This window comes from Novosphingobium sp. PC22D (assembly GCF_002556635.1).
Taxonomy (GTDB): domain Bacteria; phylum Pseudomonadota; class Alphaproteobacteria; order Sphingomonadales; family Sphingomonadaceae; genus Novosphingobium.
This window is the reverse complement of sequence record NZ_MWMO01000001.1, coordinates 119,348-135,263: the sequence shown is the minus strand read 5'-3', so window position 1 is coordinate 135,263 and position 15,916 is coordinate 119,348. Positions and strand designations below refer to the sequence as shown.

The following is a 15,916-nucleotide window of genomic DNA, read 5'->3' as shown; positions in this document are numbered from 1 at the left end:
GACTCACCGGGCGAAGGGCACGCCGAGCTGCCAGAGGATGAAAGCGAACTCCTCGGCGGTCTCCTTGAGCGATTCGAACCGGCCCGACTTGCCGCCGTGGCCCGCGCCCATGTTTGTCTTGAGGATCAGCTCGTTGTCGTCGGTCTTGAGCTCGCGCAGCCTGGCGACCCACTTGGCGGGCTCCCAGTACGTCACGCGCGGGTCGTTGAGCCCTGCGGTCACCATCAGCGGCGGATAGGCCTGCGCGCGCACGTTGTCGTAGGGGCTGTAGCTGCGGATCAGCGCGAAGGCTTCGGCATCCTCGATCGGGTTGCCCCATTCGGGCCATTCGCCCGGCGTGAGCGGCAAAGTGGCGTCGAGCATGGTCGCGAGCACATCGACGAACGGCACGTGCGCGACGACCGCCCCGAACAGTTCGGGATCGGAATTGACCACCGCGCCCATCAGCTCGCCGCCCGCCGAACCTCCCGCGATGGCGATCTTGCCCTCGCTGGTGTCGCCGCGCGCGACGAGTGCGCGGGCGACGTCGACGAAGTCGTTGAAGGTGTTGGTGCGCTTGTCGAGCTTGCCCGCCTTGTACCAGGCCCGGCCCATGTCGTCGCCGCCGCGGATGTGAGCGATGGCATAGGCGAAGCCGCGATCGACGAGGCTCAGCCGCGTGGTCGAGAAGCCCGGATCGATCGAGATGCCGTAGGCGCCGTAACCGTAGAGGTAGAGCGGGCCGCCCGGCTTGCGGTCCTTGCGCATCATCACGCTGACCGGAATCGCGGTGCCGTCACGCGCGGTGACCTCGAGCCGCTCGGTCACGTAGAGCGAGGCGTCGTAGCCCGAGGGAATCTCCTGGACCTTGAGCGTTTCCAGCGTGCGCGCGGCGACGTCGTAGTCGTAGACCGTCGCCGGGCTCACCATCGACTGATACGAGACGCGCAGCGTATCCATCGCGAACTCGGGGTTGTCGCCGAGCCCGGCGCTGTAGCTCGCCTCGGGAAATTCGATCGGCTCGATCCAGCCGGGCTCGTCATAATAGCGCACCTCGATGCGATCGAGCCCGCGCACCCGACCCTCGACGACGTAGAAATCGCGGAACAGGTCGAAGCCGGTGAGGTAAAAGTCGTCCGAGCCCTCGATCAGCGTGGTCCAATCGCCGGGCCGGTCGAGCGGCGCGGTGGCGAGCCGGAAGTTCTCGTGCGTGTCGTTGGCGTGGACGAAGACCATCGGGGCGCGGCCTTCGCCGTCCCAAATGTCGACGTCGTACTCGACCCCCTTCTTCCGCGCGCGCACCACGACCGGCTCGGCCAGCGGATCGCTTGCGGGGACCATGCGGATCTCGCTGGTCTCATGGTCGCTGCTGCCGATCAGCAGCCAGGTCTCGTTGGCCGAAAGCGAGGAGCCGACGCGGAATCCCTCGTCGTCCTCGTGATAGAGTTCGACGTCGTCCGTCAGCGGCTTGCCGAGCCAGTGCAGCCGCGCGTTGTCGGTGCGCCACTGCTCGTTCGCGAGCGAGTAGACGAGCGCCTTGTCCCCGGCGACCCAGACCAGCGACGAAAGCGTGCCCGGGATCTCGTCGGCGAGCAGTTCGCCGGTCCCGAGATCCTTGATCCGGACGGTGTAGCGCTCCGAACCGTTGTCGTCATAGGAATAGGCGAGCAGCTTGCCCGACCTGCTCACCGAGATCGCGCCGAGGCTGAAATAGTCCCGGTCGCCGGCGAGCGCCACTTCGTCGAGGATCAGCTCGTCGGCGCTGCCGTCGTCGGGCGCGCCAACCGGGCGGCGCCACCACTTCTTGTATTCGGCGCCTTCCTCGAACTCGATCCAGTAGAGCCAGTCTCCGTCCTTCTGTGGCACCGACTTGTCGGCCTCCTTGATCCGCGCGCGCATCTCGCGGAACAGGGCCTCGATCGTTTCGGCCTGGGGCGCCATGCGCGACTCGAACCAGGCGTTCTCCGCCTCGAGATGCGCGAGGACTTTCGCGTCCTCGACCTGCGGATAGCCGGGATCGCGCAGCCAGGCGTAGTCGTCCTCGATGGTCACACCATGATGCGTCGTGCTGTGCGGAATTTTCGCGGCCCTGGGCGGCGCGCTGCGGGTCTGGGTGGAACTTGCCATGCCTCGCATCTATGTTGCGTACTTCAGACCCGCAAGCCAGACGCACATTTGCCAGGGACAGACACGCCATGCTGATGAACACGCACGAAGCCCGCCTCGACGCCTTGCGCAAGCAGCTGGCCCGACAGGGACTCGACGGTTTCGTCGTCCCGATCTCGGACGAGCACATGAGCGAATATGTCGGCGACTATGCGCAGCGGCTCGAATGGCTGACCGGATTCGGCGGCTCGGCGGGGAGCGCGGTGGTGCTGACCGACCCCTCGCTGTCGCCCTCGGCGGCGATCTTCGTCGACGGGCGCTATACCATCCAGGTGCGCGACCAGGTCGACGGTCGTCTCTACGCCTACGAGAGCGTGCCGCAGACAAACGTGTCCCGCTGGCTCTCGGCCCATGCGCCCAAAGGCGCGCGAATCGGCTACGACGCCTGGCTGCATGGCAAGGGCTGGGTCGAGGCAACGGCCAAGGCGATGGCCGAGCGCGGCGGCGAATTGGTCGCGGTGGAGACCAACCCGATCGACGCGATCTGGGATGACCAGCCCGCTCCCTCGCCCGCGCCTGCCCTGGTCCACGCCGACGAGTTCGCGGGCGTTTCGAGCCAGGCCAAGCGCGAGGCCGTCTCCGAGTGGCTCGGCGAGCGCGGGCTCGACGCGGCGGTGATCTCCGCGCTCGATTCGATCGCCTGGCTGCTCAACATTCGCGGCAGCGACGTGAACCGCACGCCCGTCGCGCTGTCGTTCGTGCTCGCCCATGCCGACGGCACCGCCGACCTGTTCATCGCCGAGGAAAAGGTCACGCCCGCGCTGCGCCAGCACCTCGGCAATGCCGTGCGCATCCAGCCGCGCGAGGCTTTCGTCCCCGCGCTCGAGGGGCTCTCGGGCAAGCGCGTCGCGGTCGATCCCGAACGCGCGGTGAGCGCGATCTTCGCCGCGCTCAAGGACGCGGGCGCGGCGATCGTCGAGGAGCGCGACCCGACGGTGCTGCCCAAGGCGATCAAGAACCCGGTCGAGCAGCAGGGCCAGCGCGACGCGCAGGCGCGCGACGGCGCCGCCGTCAGCCGCTTCCTGCGCTGGGTCGTGAGCGAGGCGCCGAAGGGCGGCATCGACGAGATCATCGCCGCCGACCGGCTCCAGGCGCAGCGCGAAGCCTGCGGCGACTTGCGCGACCTCTCGTTCGACACGATCTCCGCGACTGGCCCCAACGGCGCACTGTGCCACTACAAGGTGAGCGAGGACACCAACCGCGCGATCGAGCCGAACAGCGTCTATCTCGTCGATTCGGGCGGGCAGTATCCGGCGGGCACGACCGACATCACCCGCACCGTCTGGATCGGGCCCGACGCACCGCCCGCCGAAGTGAAGGACCGCTTCACCCGCGTGCTCAAGGGGCACATCGCGATCGCCACGGCGGTCTTCCCGCGCGGCACCAACGGCAGCCAGCTCGACGTGCTTGCTCGCCAGTTCCTCTGGGCGGCCGGGCTCGACTACGCGCACGGCACCGGCCACGGCGTCGGCAGCTTCCTGTCGGTCCACGAAGGGCCGCAGCGCATCGCCAAGGCCTCGGGCGGGCAGCCCGGCACCGACCAGGAACTGCTGCCCGGCATGATCCTCTCGGATGAACCCGGCTACTACAAGGCCGGCGAATACGGCATCCGCATCGAGAACCTGGTGCTCGTCGAGCCGCGCGAGATCGCGGGCGCCGAGAGTGACTTCTTCGGCTTCGAGACGCTGACCTTCGTGCCGATCTGCCGCGATCTCGTCGAGCCCGCGCTGCTCTCGGACCAGGAAATCGCCTGGTGGAACGCCTATCACGACCGCGTGCGCGATGTGATCGGCCCGCAGCTTGACGGTGCGGATCGCGAATGGCTCGATGCACAATGCGAGCCACTCTAGGGGGATCGGAAAGGGAGATACGATGTCTGTAGCGCCGGTAGCGGTCCGGACCCACGACCGCGCGCAGGCGGCCCGGTCCTGCGATGCGATCAGAATGGCGCACGGCGGCCCGTGGAACGCGATCCGCCTGCCGGCGGCGCCATGACGCATTCCGCGCGCGCGCTCGAACGGTTTCCGATCCATCTCGGTCTCGGCGCCAAGGCGATACCGCAGCCCGAGTTCACCGGGGCAGACTGGTACCAGGATTACGCCGCGCGCGTCGCGGACGACAGCGCCGAGGGTCGGCTGGTCTCGCTGCACAGTTTCACCAGCGACTGGCCGAGCTGGGAAAGCCATCCTCTGGGCGAGGAAGTGGTGATATGCCTCGCAGGAGAGATCACGCTCATCCAGGAACTGGACGAGGGCCGCTTCCATTCCGAGGCGCTCGGCCCGGGCGAGTACCTCGTAAATCCGGCGGGCGTCTGGCACACCGCCGACGTCCCCGTCAGCGCCACGGTGCTGTTCATCACTCCGGGAGCGGGCACGCAGAACCGCGCGCGTTGAATTTGCGCTGCGATGAACGGGTCCGTCAAAGTGAGACAATTCGCGACAAAGTAGCGGGCAACCGGCATAAGTGCGCGACAACAAGGGACTAGAACCAGGCTCAGAAAGTCGCGGGGCATTCCCCTCCCTTCCCCCACCCCGCGGCTTTCACTGGCAAATTCCCCCTCCCCTCACCAGGGGTCGCAACCGGAGAGAGATGAGATGAAGATACTGACTATCGGCGCCGCCGCGATCGCGCTGGCCACGGCCGGAACCGCCATGGCCGCGCAGGACAATGCGCGCCCGGCCCCCGGCCGTGACCGCACCGTCACCCAGGCCGAAGCCGTCGCCCAGGCCGACGCGATGTTCACCCGCATGGACGTGAACAAGGACGGCAAGCTCGACCAGAGCGACCGCGCGGCGGCCATGCAGCAGCGCAAGGAAAAGATGTTCGCCGGACTCGACAGCGACGGCAACGGATCGATCTCGCGCGAAGAATTCATGTCGCAAGACCACTCGGGCCGTCACGGCAAGGGCATGAAGCGCGGCGACGGTCCGTCCGCCAAGATGATGGGCCAGGGCCGCGGTCTTCGCGGCGGCATGGGCCGTCACGGCGGCATGATGATGGGCAAGATGGCCGACGCCGACAACGACGGCGCCGTCACCAAGGCCGAGTTCGACGCCGCCGTCGCCAAGCACTTCGCGATGATGGACGGCAACGGCGACGGCAAGGTCACGCCGGAAGAGCGCAAGGCCGCGCGCGACGCGATGCGCGCCAAGTGGAAGCAGAATCGCACGGGCGGGTCTTCGAACTGATCCGCCACTGCCCGAGGACCCACGATGAACGAGCCCGCTTCGCCCAGGCTGCTGCTTATCGATGACGAGGCCTCGCTGCGCGAACCCCTGGCCGAGTATCTCTCGCGCCAGGGGTTCGTCGTGACCGAGGCAGCCAGCGCGGCGGATGCGCGCAGCCGCTTGCGCGAGGAACGCCCCGCTCTCGTGCTGCTCGACATCATGATGCCCGGCGAGGACGGCCTCTCGCTGTGCCGCCATCTCGTCGAGAGCCGCGACATTCCGGTGATCTTCATCACCGCCAGGGGCGAGGCGACCGATCGCATCATCGGACTCGAGATCGGCGCCGACGACTATGTCGTCAAACCGTTCGAACCGCGCGAGCTGGTCGCGCGCATCCGCAGCGTGCTGCGCCGCGCCGGCCGCGCCGCGCCGCATTCGGGCGAGGACGAGGTGTTCGAATTCGAAGGCTGGCAGCTCGATCCGCTCAAGCGGCGCCTGACCGACCCCGAAGGCGCCGTCGTCGCCATCTCGTCGGTGGAATTCCGCCTGCTCATGGCCTTTCTCGAACATCCCCGGCAAGTGCTCGACCGCGATCGCCTGCTCGACATGGTCCAGGGACGCGAGGCGCATCTGTTCGATCGTGCCGTCGACAACCAGGTCAGCCGGCTACGCCGCAAGGTCGAGGCCGACAGCCGCAATCCGCAGCTCATCCAGACCGTGTGGGGCGGCGGCTACATGCTCGCGGCCGACGTGCGCCGCCTCACCCGGGAAGACTAGTGCGTATTTTCCGGCCGCGCAGCCTGATGGGGCAGATGCTGCTCGCGGTCGCGGGCGCGCTGCTGCTCGTCCAGGGGCTGGGCGCCGTGCTCGTCTATCGTGCGCAAAGCGCCCGCTTCGAGGGCGCGATGGTCAACGCGGCGGCCTTCAAGCTGGCGATGGTGTCGCGCGATTCCAGGACGCGCGGATGGCACCGCGGCGCGCCCGGCCCGATGACCGGCCATCGGGGCCGCGGCATTCCGGTGCTCTATACGCGGGAATCCCCAGTGCGGGCTGGCGAAGTGCGCGACGCGGAACTCGAAGAGGATATCGCCGCCATCCTGCGCGACCAGGGCATCGTCGCCCGCGATATCGTCGTCACGCACCGGCGCGTCGGCGATGATGCGGCCGCCCTGCGCCACGAGCAGAGACGCGCCGAGCGCTTCGAGACCATACCCAATCCTCCGCCCGATCGCTTCGGCGACCACCTGCTGCTGGTCAGCATACGCACGGGCGAGGGCGCGCCGTGGATGACTGCGCGGGTGCGCACGCCGCGCATCGAGGCCGAACTGGTGGTGCCGCTGCTGCTGCAGACGCTGACCATCTACCTCGTACTGATGGGCGCGATCGCGCTGATCCTGCGGCGCATCACGCGGCCGCTGGCGACGCTGACCCGGCGCGTCGAGACCTTCGCGGCGACGCAGGATCTCGCCGGGCAGGTCCCGCCCGCCGGGCCCGACGACATGCGCCGGCTGATCGTGGCGCACAATGCAATGGAAGCGCGCATCGTCGCGCTGCTCGACGAGAAGGACGTCATGCTCGGCGCGATCGGCCACGATCTCAAGACCCCGCTCGCCGCGCTACGGGTACGGATCGAATCGGTCGAGGATTCGCACGAGCGCGAACGCATGGCGCGCACCATCGAGGACATCGTGCGCACGCTCGATGACATCCTCTCGCTCGCACGCGTCGGGCGTCCGAGCGATCCGCTCGAACGCTCGGAACTTTCCGCCTTCGTCGCTTCGATCGTCGAGGACTACGAGGACATGGGCGAGCCGGTCGAACTGGGCGAGGCCGAGCGCATCGTGCTCGAACTGCGGCCGACCTGGCTGCGCCGTGCCTTGCGCAACCTGATCGGCAACGCCCTGCGCTACGGCAGGACCGCGCGGGTGAGCCTGCGGCGCGAAGTGGGCAAGGCGGTGATCGAGGTGGAAGACGACGGTCCCGGCATTTCCGAGGATCGCATCGAGGCGATGATGGAGCCGTTCGCGCGTGGCGATCCCTCGCGCAACACCGAAACCGGCGGCGCGGGTCTCGGACTGGCGCTGGCCCGCGCCATCGCCGAGCAGCACGGCGGCGCGCTGACGCTCGCCAACCGCATCGCCGCCGACGGCGGCGTCGCCGGACTGCGTGCGCGGATCGAACTGCCGCTCACTTGAGGTCACGAAACTCCTCGGAGATCACCGCTCCGAGTTCGCGGTCGAGCGCGCCGCAATTGCGCACCCGCTCGATCGAGCGTTCGAGTTCGGTCGCGCCCGAAGTCAGTGCGAAACGCGGTCGCATCTCTTCGGCGATCCGCTCGGCCCAGTCGCGCGAGCAGAAATGCCCCAGCGCGCGCGGCAGCCGCGAAGCGTAGTAGACCCCGCTCGAGCCTTCGAGCAGCGCGTCGAGATGGCGCAGGATCCACGCGTAGCCGAGTTCGCGCGTCGCGCTGCGCGCCATGACGCCCTCGACGATCTCCTGCCGCTCGCTTTCGCGCAGTCGCGGGTCCTTGAGATCGAGCAGCCAGGCGGACACGTCCTTGTCGCCGGTGCGCGACGCCGCCGCGAGCGCTTCGGGGCGAAACACCGGATCGTCGGAAGCGAGCGCTTTTTCGACGAGTTCGCGCGCCGCCGCCTCGCCGTTGAAATAGAGATGGAGGTCGAGCCCGTGGTCGAGCCAGGTCTCGTCGAGCGCGCGCTTGTCTCCGGCGAGATAAGCGGTGACCGCCGCCATCAGATTGTCGCGCAGGCGTCCGCCGCCCGGCGTGCCGAGCAGCGCCGCGACCACTTGCACCCGCCGCTGCGAGCGCTCGGCCGGTTCGCCCGCATAGGCGCCCGCGCTCGGGTCGAAGCCGTAGCGCTTGAGCAGCGGGAGGTAGAGCCTCTGGCGGAAGCGCCGCCAGCCCCACCGCCCGGTCGCGTCGACGAGGCCCATCGTGACCAGCGAACTCATCGCCTTGTCGGGCGCGTCGGCGGCATAGCTGTCGGGATGGTCGCGCAGTTTGCGCGCCAGCAGCGCCAGTTCCCCGATCGTGCCGCGACCGGCGAGAATCGAGGCCTTGAGCGAATCGACCAGCGCCAGCGCCTCGCCCCCGCTAAGGTCGGCCGCGTGCCGGATCAGCGCCTTCCAGTTCCGCTCCGCCAGTTCGAAGCGGTAATAGCCCGCCCCCCGCGCATTGGGGACGATCGGACCGTTGCCGTCGAGTTCGAACTGGTCATTGCGCGAGATGAGCATGCGGCACAGCCTTGCCTGCGCGCGCCGCGCGCACATCGGTATCGTCCACAGGTCGTCGCGCGGTTCGACGCCATAGGGCACGTAGCGCTGCTGCGACAGGCGGAAGCGATCACCCTCGCGGCGGAAGACGAGCAGCGGAACGCCTTGCTGACCCAGAAAGCTCCGCGCGGCCCCGACGATCCTGGGGTCGTCGGCTTCCTCGGCGATCGCCGCGAAGAGCTGGTCGCTCGTGGCCGACCCATAGCGGTGCCGGTCGATGTAGCGCCGCACGCCCGCGCGGAACTGGCCCGGGCCAAGGTAGTTCGATACCATCGCCACGATCTGGCCACCCTTGCCGTACGTGATCGGATCGAAGGCGGCATCGATGCCCTCGTCGGTCTCTATCGCCTCGCGAACCGGCCTGCCACTGAGCAGCGCGTCGGTGTCCATCGCCTTGAAGCCCTCGACCAGCGCGGCTGATCGAAGGTTGAGGTCCGGCCGCCAGGCGTCGCCGATGTGGTAGCCCATGGCGTTGGCGAAGCTCTCGCTCAGCCAGAGGTCGTCCCACCAGGCGGGCGTCACGAGATTGCCGAACCACTGGTGCGCCAGCTCGTGCGCGACGACACGCGCGAATTCGCGCTGCTGGGCTACCGAAGCATCGTCGTCGAGCACGATGAGGTCGTCGCGATAGAGGATCGCGCCGTCGTTCTCCATCGCACCGGGCAGCATCGGCGATGTCACCTGGTCGAGCTTGGCAAGCGGGATCGGTTCGTTGAAATAGTCCTCGAGCAGCGCGATCATCCGCGCCGAATTGTCGAGCGCGAATTGCAGGTGGCCGGCATTCTGCGGCGTCGAGACGATGCGCATGGGCAGCGGCCGGGGCCGCTGCGGGCTCGGCGGCGCCTCGCCCTCGAGCACCACGAAGGGTCCGGTCATCACCGCGACGAGATAGCTGGGAAGCGGCTTGGTGGTGGCGAAACGGTGAACGTCGAGCCCGGCCTCGCGTGTTCGCGAGAGTTCGGCGCCGTTGCTGACCGCGACCAGTCCGGGCGGCGTGCGCACGACCGTCGTATAAGGCGTCTTGAAGCGCGGCTCGTCGAAGGCGGGAAAGGCGGTGCGCGCATCAATCGACTGGAACTGCGTCCAGCTATACCACGCGCCGTCGACTTTCCCCCGGAACATCCCCGAAGGCCCGTCGGCGAAGTCGGCGGCAAAGGCGATCTCCAGCGTCGCGCGGCCGACGGGCACGGTCCGGTCCAGTTCGACGCGGGCGAGGCCCGACGCGCTGACCTGGCGCCAGCGCGCCTTGATCGGGCCGCTCGCGGTGCGCAGCAGGACGCTCGCAACGCGCAGGTTGCGGCCGTGCAGATCGATGTGGTCGACCGGCACCCTGAGATCGACGTCGATCTCGACTTCGCCGGAAAATTCGAACTGCGCCGGATCGACCGTAAGATCGAGGCGCACCGCGAGCGGCGTGACCTCGTCGCCCAGCTTGGCGGCGAGCGGCGGCAGCGCGGGCGGGCGAAGGCCGTGGACTTCGATCGGCTGCGCATCGCTTCCCCACGCCGGAACCGTCGCAACGATCCCCAGCGCGGCAAGAATTAGAAGGCGCCACAACGTCATTCGCTAGCGCATCAACCCGCCGATGAGGTTTCGCGCGAAGCGGCCGATGCCGGGAATACCGATCGCCTTTTCGAGCGTCGAGCCGAGCGTTCCGGCGGCGGCGCTGGCGGCGGTCGCCTTTGGATTGGCGCGACTGGTCCGGCCCTGGAGCTTGCCCGCCAGGATCGAGCCCGCGCTCGCGGCGGCCGCGCCGACGGCGGCCTTGGCCATCCTGCCGCCGATCCCGTCCCACAGGCTGGTGTGGCGGCGCTCGCGCTTGGCGACTTCCTCACGGCCTTTCTCTTCCACCTCCGCGGCGGTCGCGGCGGCGTCGGCGGCCTTGGCGGCGAGCACTTCCTCCGCGCTCTCGCGATCGACCCGCGTATCGTACTTGCCGTCGAACGGGCTGACCGACTGGACGATCGCGCGTTCCTTGGGCGTAACCGGGCCGAGGCGCGAGCGCGGCGGCGCGATCAGCGTGCGCTGCACGACCGAGGGCGCGCCGTCACCGTCGAGCGTGGAGACGAGCGCCTCGCCGACCTTGAGTTCGGTGATCGCCGCCTCCACGTCGAGTTCGGGGTTGATCCGGAAGGTCTCGGCCGCCGCCTTGATCGCCTTCTTGTCGCGCGGCGTGAAGGCACGCAGCGCGTGCTGCACCCGGTTGCCGAGCTGACCGGCGACGTCCTCGGGCACGTCGATCGGGTTCTGCGTCACGAAGAACACGCCAACGCCCTTCGAGCGGATCAGCCGGACGACCTGCTCGATCTTGTCCTGCAAGGCCTTGGGCGCATCGTCGAACAGCAGGTGCGCCTCGTCGAAGAAGAACACCAGCCGCGGCTTCTCCGGATCACCGACCTCGGGCAACGACTCGAACAGTTCGGCAAGAAGCCAGAGCAGGAACGTCGCGTAGAGCTTGGGGCTGCGCATCAGCTTGTCGGCGGCGAGCACGTTGATATAGCCGCGCCCCTGCTCGTCGCAGCGGATGAAATCGTCGATCTCGAGCGCGGGCTCGCCGAAGAACATCGCCGCGCCCTGGCTGTCGAGCGAGAGGAGCTGGCGCTGGATCGCGCCGACGCTGGCCTTCGAGACGTTACCGTACTTCGCGGTCAGCTCGCTCGCGTTCTCGGCGGTGAAGGCCAGCATCGATTGCAGGTCTTCGAGGTCGAGCAGCAGCAGCCCCTGCTCGTCGGCGAAGCGAAAGACGATGTTGAGCACGCCTTCCTGGGTATCGTTGAGGTCGAGCAGGCGCGCCAGCAACAGCGGACCCATTTCCGAGATCGTGGTGCGGATCGGATGACCCTGCTCGCCGAACAGGTCCCAGAAGATCGCCGGATTGTCGGAATAGCCATAGTCGGCAAGCCCGATCTCGCGAGCGCGTTCCTCCAGCTTGCCGGCGTTCTTGAATTGCGGGCTGCCCGCCATGGAAATGCCCGAGAGGTCACCCTTGACGTCGGCCATGAACACCGGGACGCCGGCGGCGGAGAACTGCTCGGCGATGGTTTGCAGCGACACCGTCTTGCCGGTGCCGGTGGCGCCCGCGATCAGGCCATGGCGGTTGGCGCGCTCGAGCCGCAAGACCTGGCGCGCGCCATCGCCGCCCAGGCCCAGGTAAATCTCTCCCATGTTCCGCTCCCGCCTGTATCAGAACCCATTGATAGGTAATGCCTGCCCACGACGCGAGAGCCTTTTTGCCAGCGGCGGCGCGGAGCGCTAGGGGGTGGCTCCCGCCACGCGGAACCGCCTGAAGATGTCCGAACCGTTCCTCCTCCTCGATGACGCCCGCGAACAGGGCGCGGCCGATGCGCGCTTCTATCGCGCGCCGGTCGAGACCGTGGTCGCGCGCACCGTCTCGGAAGTGAGGCCGGCGCTCGAGCGGATGCGGGCGCTGCGCCGGCAGGGCTACGATCTGGCGGGCTACCTTGCCTATGAAGCCGGGCTCGCACTCGAACCGCGGCTCGCTCCGTGCCTGGCGAAGCACGCGCCCGTTCCCTGGCCATTGCTATGGTTCGGGGCTTTCTCCGGCTACGAGACGATCGCTCCTGTCGATGTGCCCGGACGGCTCGGCCAGCTCGCGACCGGCGGCACGCCCTCGATCGGGCCGCTCGAGCCGAGGGTCTCCATGGGCCGCTATGCCGAGGATTTCGCGCGGCTGCGCGAGGCAATCGCGGCCGGAGACATCTATCAGGCGAACCTCACCTTCCCGCTCGCGGGCCGATTCCACGGCGATCCCGTGGCGCTCTACGCCGCGATCCGCGGTGCCGCCGCCGCCGGCTACGGCGGACTGGTCCATGACGGCGTCCAATGGCTCGCGAGCTTCTCGCCCGAATTGTTCTTCTCGCTCAGCGACCGGCAGGTGCGCACGCGGCCTATGAAGGGCACGCGTCCGCGCGGCGGTGATGCCGATGCGGATGCCCGGCTCCGCGCGAACCTTGCGGCATCGGCCAAGGACCGCGCCGAAAACCTGATGATCGTTGATCTCATGCGCAACGACCTCGCTCGGGTCGCGGTGCCCGGCAGCGTGCGGGTGGAGGCTCCCTTCGCTGTCGAAAGCTATCCCACGGTGCACCAGATGGTCTCGACCGTGCGCGCCGAGCTGCGCCCCGGTCTCGACGCGCTCGACCTCATCGAAGCCCTCTTTCCCTGCGGCTCGATCACCGGTGCGCCGAAAATTCGTGCGATGGAACTGATCGCGGAAACGGAACATTATCCTCGCGGCCCTTATTGCGGGGCCATCGGCCGGATCGATGCCACTGGCGATGCCGCCTTCAATGTGGCAATCCGGACGTTGTGCCTGACCGGCGCCGGAGACGGCGAAGGCCAGGCGGTACTAGGGGTCGGCTCCGCGATCGTCGCGGATTCGGAGGCACTCGCCGAGTGGCGTGAGTGCCTGGTCAAAGGGGGTTTCGTGCGACAGTCGGGGCAAGGATCGCCTGCCGCTTTCGACTTGATCGAGACAATGCGCTTCACGCCCGAGGAGGGCATCGCACTGCTCGAACTGCATCTCGAACGGATCAGACAAAGCGCCGAGGAACTGGGCTTCAGCTTCGACCGGCACGCGGTGCGCAACGCCATCCAGGCGCTGTGCTTCGATTCGGAGAAACCCTCGCGCCTGCGGCTCGTCGCGGCGCGCAGCGGTGCCTACAGCCTCGAGCTAGCCGACATGCCCGCGCCGCTGCCCGAAACGATGACCGTCGCGGTGCTGCGCCTGCCGCTCGATGCGGGCGACTGGCGGCTGCGTCACAAGACCAGCGATCGCGGCTTCTACGAGGCGGGGCTCGAAGCGGCGCACGCCGCCGGAGCCGACGAGGCCATCCTGCTGCGCGACGACGGTCTCGTCACCGAGGGCTGCTTCACCACGATCTTCCTCGAGCGCGACGGCGTGCTGCTGACCCCGCCGGCCCGGCTCGGGCTGCTGCCCGGCGTGCTGCGGCGCTCGCTGCTCGACAGTGGCCGCGCGCGCGAAGCCGAACTCACGCTCGACGATCTCGCCGGCGGCTTCCTGGTCGGCAATGCCCTGCGCGGCCTCAGGCCCGCGAAGCTGCTTGCGCCATGATCACGTCCCCCGCCCTCGACCGCATTTCACCCTCGCAGACCACGGCGATGACCGACCGCGCCACGCGGCTGCGCGAAGACGGGGTCGACGTGATCTCGCTTTCGGTGGGCGAGCCCGATTTCGCGACGCCGCCGCACGTCATCCAAGCGGCCAAGACGGCGCTCGACGAAGGCCAGACCAAGTACACTCCGGTGGGCGGCACCTCGCGGATGAAACAGGCCGCCGCACTGCACTTCGCCCGTGACCTCGGGATCGAAGCTCCGACCGCCAACATCACCGTCAGTGCGGGCGGCAAGCAGGCGATCTTCCACGCCATCATGGCAACCGTGGGCGAAGGCGACGAGGTGATCGTCCCCGCGCCGTGGTGGGTGAGCTATCCCGAGATCGTCAAGTTCGCGGGCGCCAGCCCGATCCCGCTGCGCACCTCGGCGAAGAACGGCTTCCGTTTCAGCGCGGGCGAACTCGAGGCGCAGATCGGACCGCGCACGCGCTGGCTCATGCTCAACAGCCCCGGCAATCCGACCGGCGCGGTCTATCCGCGCGAGATGCTGCTCGCGATCGGCGAGGTGCTGCGTCGCCACCCGCGCGTGCTGATTTTGAGCGACGACATCTATTCGCCGCTGATCTACACCGGCGCGCCGCATGCCGCCTTCGCGGCGCTGTGCCCCGACCTCGCCGAGCGCGTGCTGACCGTCTCCGGCGTCTCCAAGAGCCACGCGATGACCGGCTTCCGCATCGGTGTCGCGGCGGGTCCGGCGTGGCTGATCCAGGCGATGGAAAAGCTCCAGTCGCACGCCTCGGGCAATCCCTGCTCGATCAGCCAGGCAGCCGCGATCGCCGCCTTCGAAGGCACGCAGGACTTCCTTCGCGAATGGCGAGAGCGCTTCCGCGCGCGCCGCGATCTGGTGGTCGAGGCGATCAACGCGGTGCCCGGCCTTTCGACTCCCGTGCCCGATGGCGCGTTCTACTGCATGGTAGACGCCGCGCCGCTGATGACGCGATTCAAGGACGACGCCGCGCTGGCGATGCACCTGCTCGACCACGGCGTCGCCATCGTCCCGGCTTCCGCGTTCGGCGGGCGCGACGGCTTCCGCATCAGCTTCGCCGCCGACGATGCGCGCCTGCGCGAAGCCTGCGCACGCATCGCGAAGGCGCTGTCGTGACCACGCCGGCGATCCTGTTCGAGGACGGAGAGGCGCTGGTGATCGACAAGCCTGCGGGCCTGCCGCTCGATCCGCCGCGCAGCGGAGGGCCGAGCCTCGCCGACCATCTCGACGCGCTGCGGCTCGGCTTCCAGCGCGAGCCCGCCCCGGTCCATCGGCTCGACCGCGACACCTCGGGCTGCCTCCTGCTCGCGCGCAATCCCAAGGCGCTCAAGCGCTTTTCGCGCGCCTTCGAAGAGCGGCTGGTGACCAAGCGCTATCTCGGGATCGTCGCCGGGGAAGTCACCGAGGATGAAGGCTCGATCCTGCTCTCGCTGAGCAAGGTGAGCACCGCGAAGGACGGCTGGCGGATGATCGCGGCGCGGCGCGGCAAGCCGGCGGTGACGCACTGGCGGCGGCTGACCACGCGCAATGGCCTGACCCTGGTCGAGTTCCGGCCCGAGACTGGCCGCACGCACCAGATCCGCGTCCACGCCGCGCAGGGCCTGGGCTTCGCGCTGCTCGGCGATCCGGTCTATGGCGACGGCAAGGGCGCGGACCGCACGATGCTGCACGCGGCCGCGCTGGGCGTTCCGCGCGAAGGCAAGCCCGCTATCGAGGCGGTGAGCCCGCTGCCGGCGGATTTCGCGGCGCTGGGATTCAGCGATGAATGATGCGATCGAACGCGCGCTCGCAGCCGCGAGCGAGAGTTTCATCGCCGCTTCGGGCCCGGGCGGGCAGAACGTCAACAAGGTCGCGACCGCGGTCCAGCTTCGCGTCGACGTCTTCGCGCTGCGGCTGGCGCCGCCGGTGTTCCAGCGCTTCAAGCAACTAGCCGGAAACCGCATGACCGCCAGCGGCGAACTGGTGCTCACCGCGCGCAAGTTCCGCACCCAGGACGCCAACCGCGCCGACGCGCGCGACCGGCTCGTCGAACTTATCGAAGCGGCGCATCAATTGCCCGAAAAGCGCAAGAAAAGCCGCCTCAACCGCGTCGGCAAGACTCAACGGCTCAAGGGCAAGAAGCTGCGCGGCGCGGTCAAGGCCGGGCGCGGCAAGGTGCGGCCGGACTAACC

At 68.5% G+C, this 15,916-nt stretch carries 12 protein-coding genes; 9 read left to right on the top strand and 3 right to left on the bottom strand.

The features are described from left to right. Positions 1–3: 3 nt before the first annotated feature. The gene (locus B2G71_RS00650; RefSeq protein WP_098103838.1) at positions 4–2,115 is read right to left on the bottom strand and encodes a S9 family peptidase; all 2,112 of its coding nucleotides are present in this window, start codon (positions 2,113–2,115) and stop codon (positions 4–6) included. Positions 2,116–2,174: 59 nt separating this feature from the next. Between B2G71_RS00650 and B2G71_RS00645 the strand changes: the two genes are divergently transcribed. The 5 genes from B2G71_RS00645 (at position 2,175) to B2G71_RS00625 (ending at position 7,507) form a co-directional block, all read left to right on the top strand. Then, positions 2,175–3,995 carry an aminopeptidase P family protein gene (locus B2G71_RS00645; protein WP_098103837.1) on the top strand — a complete coding sequence of 607 codons (1,821 nt, stop codon included), beginning with the start codon at positions 2,175–2,177 and terminating at the stop codon, positions 3,993–3,995. 141 nt (positions 3,996–4,136) lie between these two features. After that, positions 4,137–4,538, top strand: coding sequence for a cupin (locus B2G71_RS00640; RefSeq protein ID WP_098104379.1), 402 nt, complete (start codon positions 4,137–4,139; stop codon positions 4,536–4,538). 201 nt (positions 4,539–4,739) lie between these two features. Next, on the top strand, positions 4,740–5,333 hold the full coding sequence (locus B2G71_RS00635; RefSeq protein ID WP_098103836.1) for an EF-hand domain-containing protein: 594 nt from the start codon (positions 4,740–4,742) through the stop codon (positions 5,331–5,333). A 24-nt stretch (positions 5,334–5,357) separates the two neighbouring features. Continuing rightward, the gene (locus B2G71_RS00630) at positions 5,358–6,089 is read left to right on the top strand and encodes a response regulator (RefSeq protein WP_098103835.1); all 732 of its coding nucleotides are present in this window, start codon (positions 5,358–5,360) and stop codon (positions 6,087–6,089) included. Then, positions 6,089–7,507, top strand: a complete 1,419-nt coding sequence (locus tag B2G71_RS00625; RefSeq protein ID WP_240529939.1) for an ATP-binding protein — start codon at positions 6,089–6,091, stop codon at positions 7,505–7,507. Before B2G71_RS00630 ends, B2G71_RS00625 begins: the two co-directional genes overlap by 1 nt. Here the strand turns inward: B2G71_RS00625 and B2G71_RS00620 are convergent. Both B2G71_RS00620 and B2G71_RS00615 read right to left on the bottom strand, forming a co-directional pair. After that, complete coding sequence (locus B2G71_RS00620) at positions 7,500–10,166, bottom strand: M1 family metallopeptidase (RefSeq protein ID WP_098103834.1); 2,667 nt, start codon at positions 10,164–10,166, stop codon at positions 7,500–7,502. The two genes, B2G71_RS00625 and B2G71_RS00620, sit on opposite strands and share 8 nt — an antisense overlap. A gap of 3 nt (positions 10,167–10,169) precedes the next feature. Beyond that, on the bottom strand, positions 10,170–11,768 hold the full coding sequence (locus B2G71_RS00615; RefSeq protein WP_098103833.1) for a helicase HerA-like domain-containing protein: 1,599 nt from the start codon (positions 11,766–11,768) through the stop codon (positions 10,170–10,172). Positions 11,769–11,892: 124 nt separating this feature from the next. Between B2G71_RS00615 and pabB the strand changes: the two genes are divergently transcribed. From pabB to arfB, 4 genes are read left to right on the top strand one after another with little or no spacing between them, the layout of a single operon-like run. Beyond that, positions 11,893–13,698 (top strand): aminodeoxychorismate synthase component I, encoded by a 1,806-nt coding sequence (pabB, locus tag B2G71_RS00610; RefSeq protein WP_098104377.1) that lies wholly within the window; start codon positions 11,893–11,895, stop codon positions 13,696–13,698. After that, the gene (locus B2G71_RS00605) at positions 13,695–14,861 is read left to right on the top strand and encodes a pyridoxal phosphate-dependent aminotransferase (RefSeq protein WP_098103832.1); all 1,167 of its coding nucleotides are present in this window, start codon (positions 13,695–13,697) and stop codon (positions 14,859–14,861) included. The genes pabB and B2G71_RS00605 overlap by 4 nt, the downstream gene beginning before the upstream one ends. Then, complete coding sequence (locus B2G71_RS00600; protein WP_098103831.1) at positions 14,858–15,514, top strand: RNA pseudouridine synthase; 657 nt, start codon at positions 14,858–14,860, stop codon at positions 15,512–15,514. Before B2G71_RS00605 ends, B2G71_RS00600 begins: the two co-directional genes overlap by 4 nt. Next, complete coding sequence (gene arfB, locus B2G71_RS00595) at positions 15,507–15,914, top strand: alternative ribosome rescue aminoacyl-tRNA hydrolase ArfB (RefSeq protein ID WP_098103830.1); 408 nt, start codon at positions 15,507–15,509, stop codon at positions 15,912–15,914. Before B2G71_RS00600 ends, arfB begins: the two co-directional genes overlap by 8 nt. The last annotated feature ends 2 nt before the right edge of the window (positions 15,915–15,916 follow it).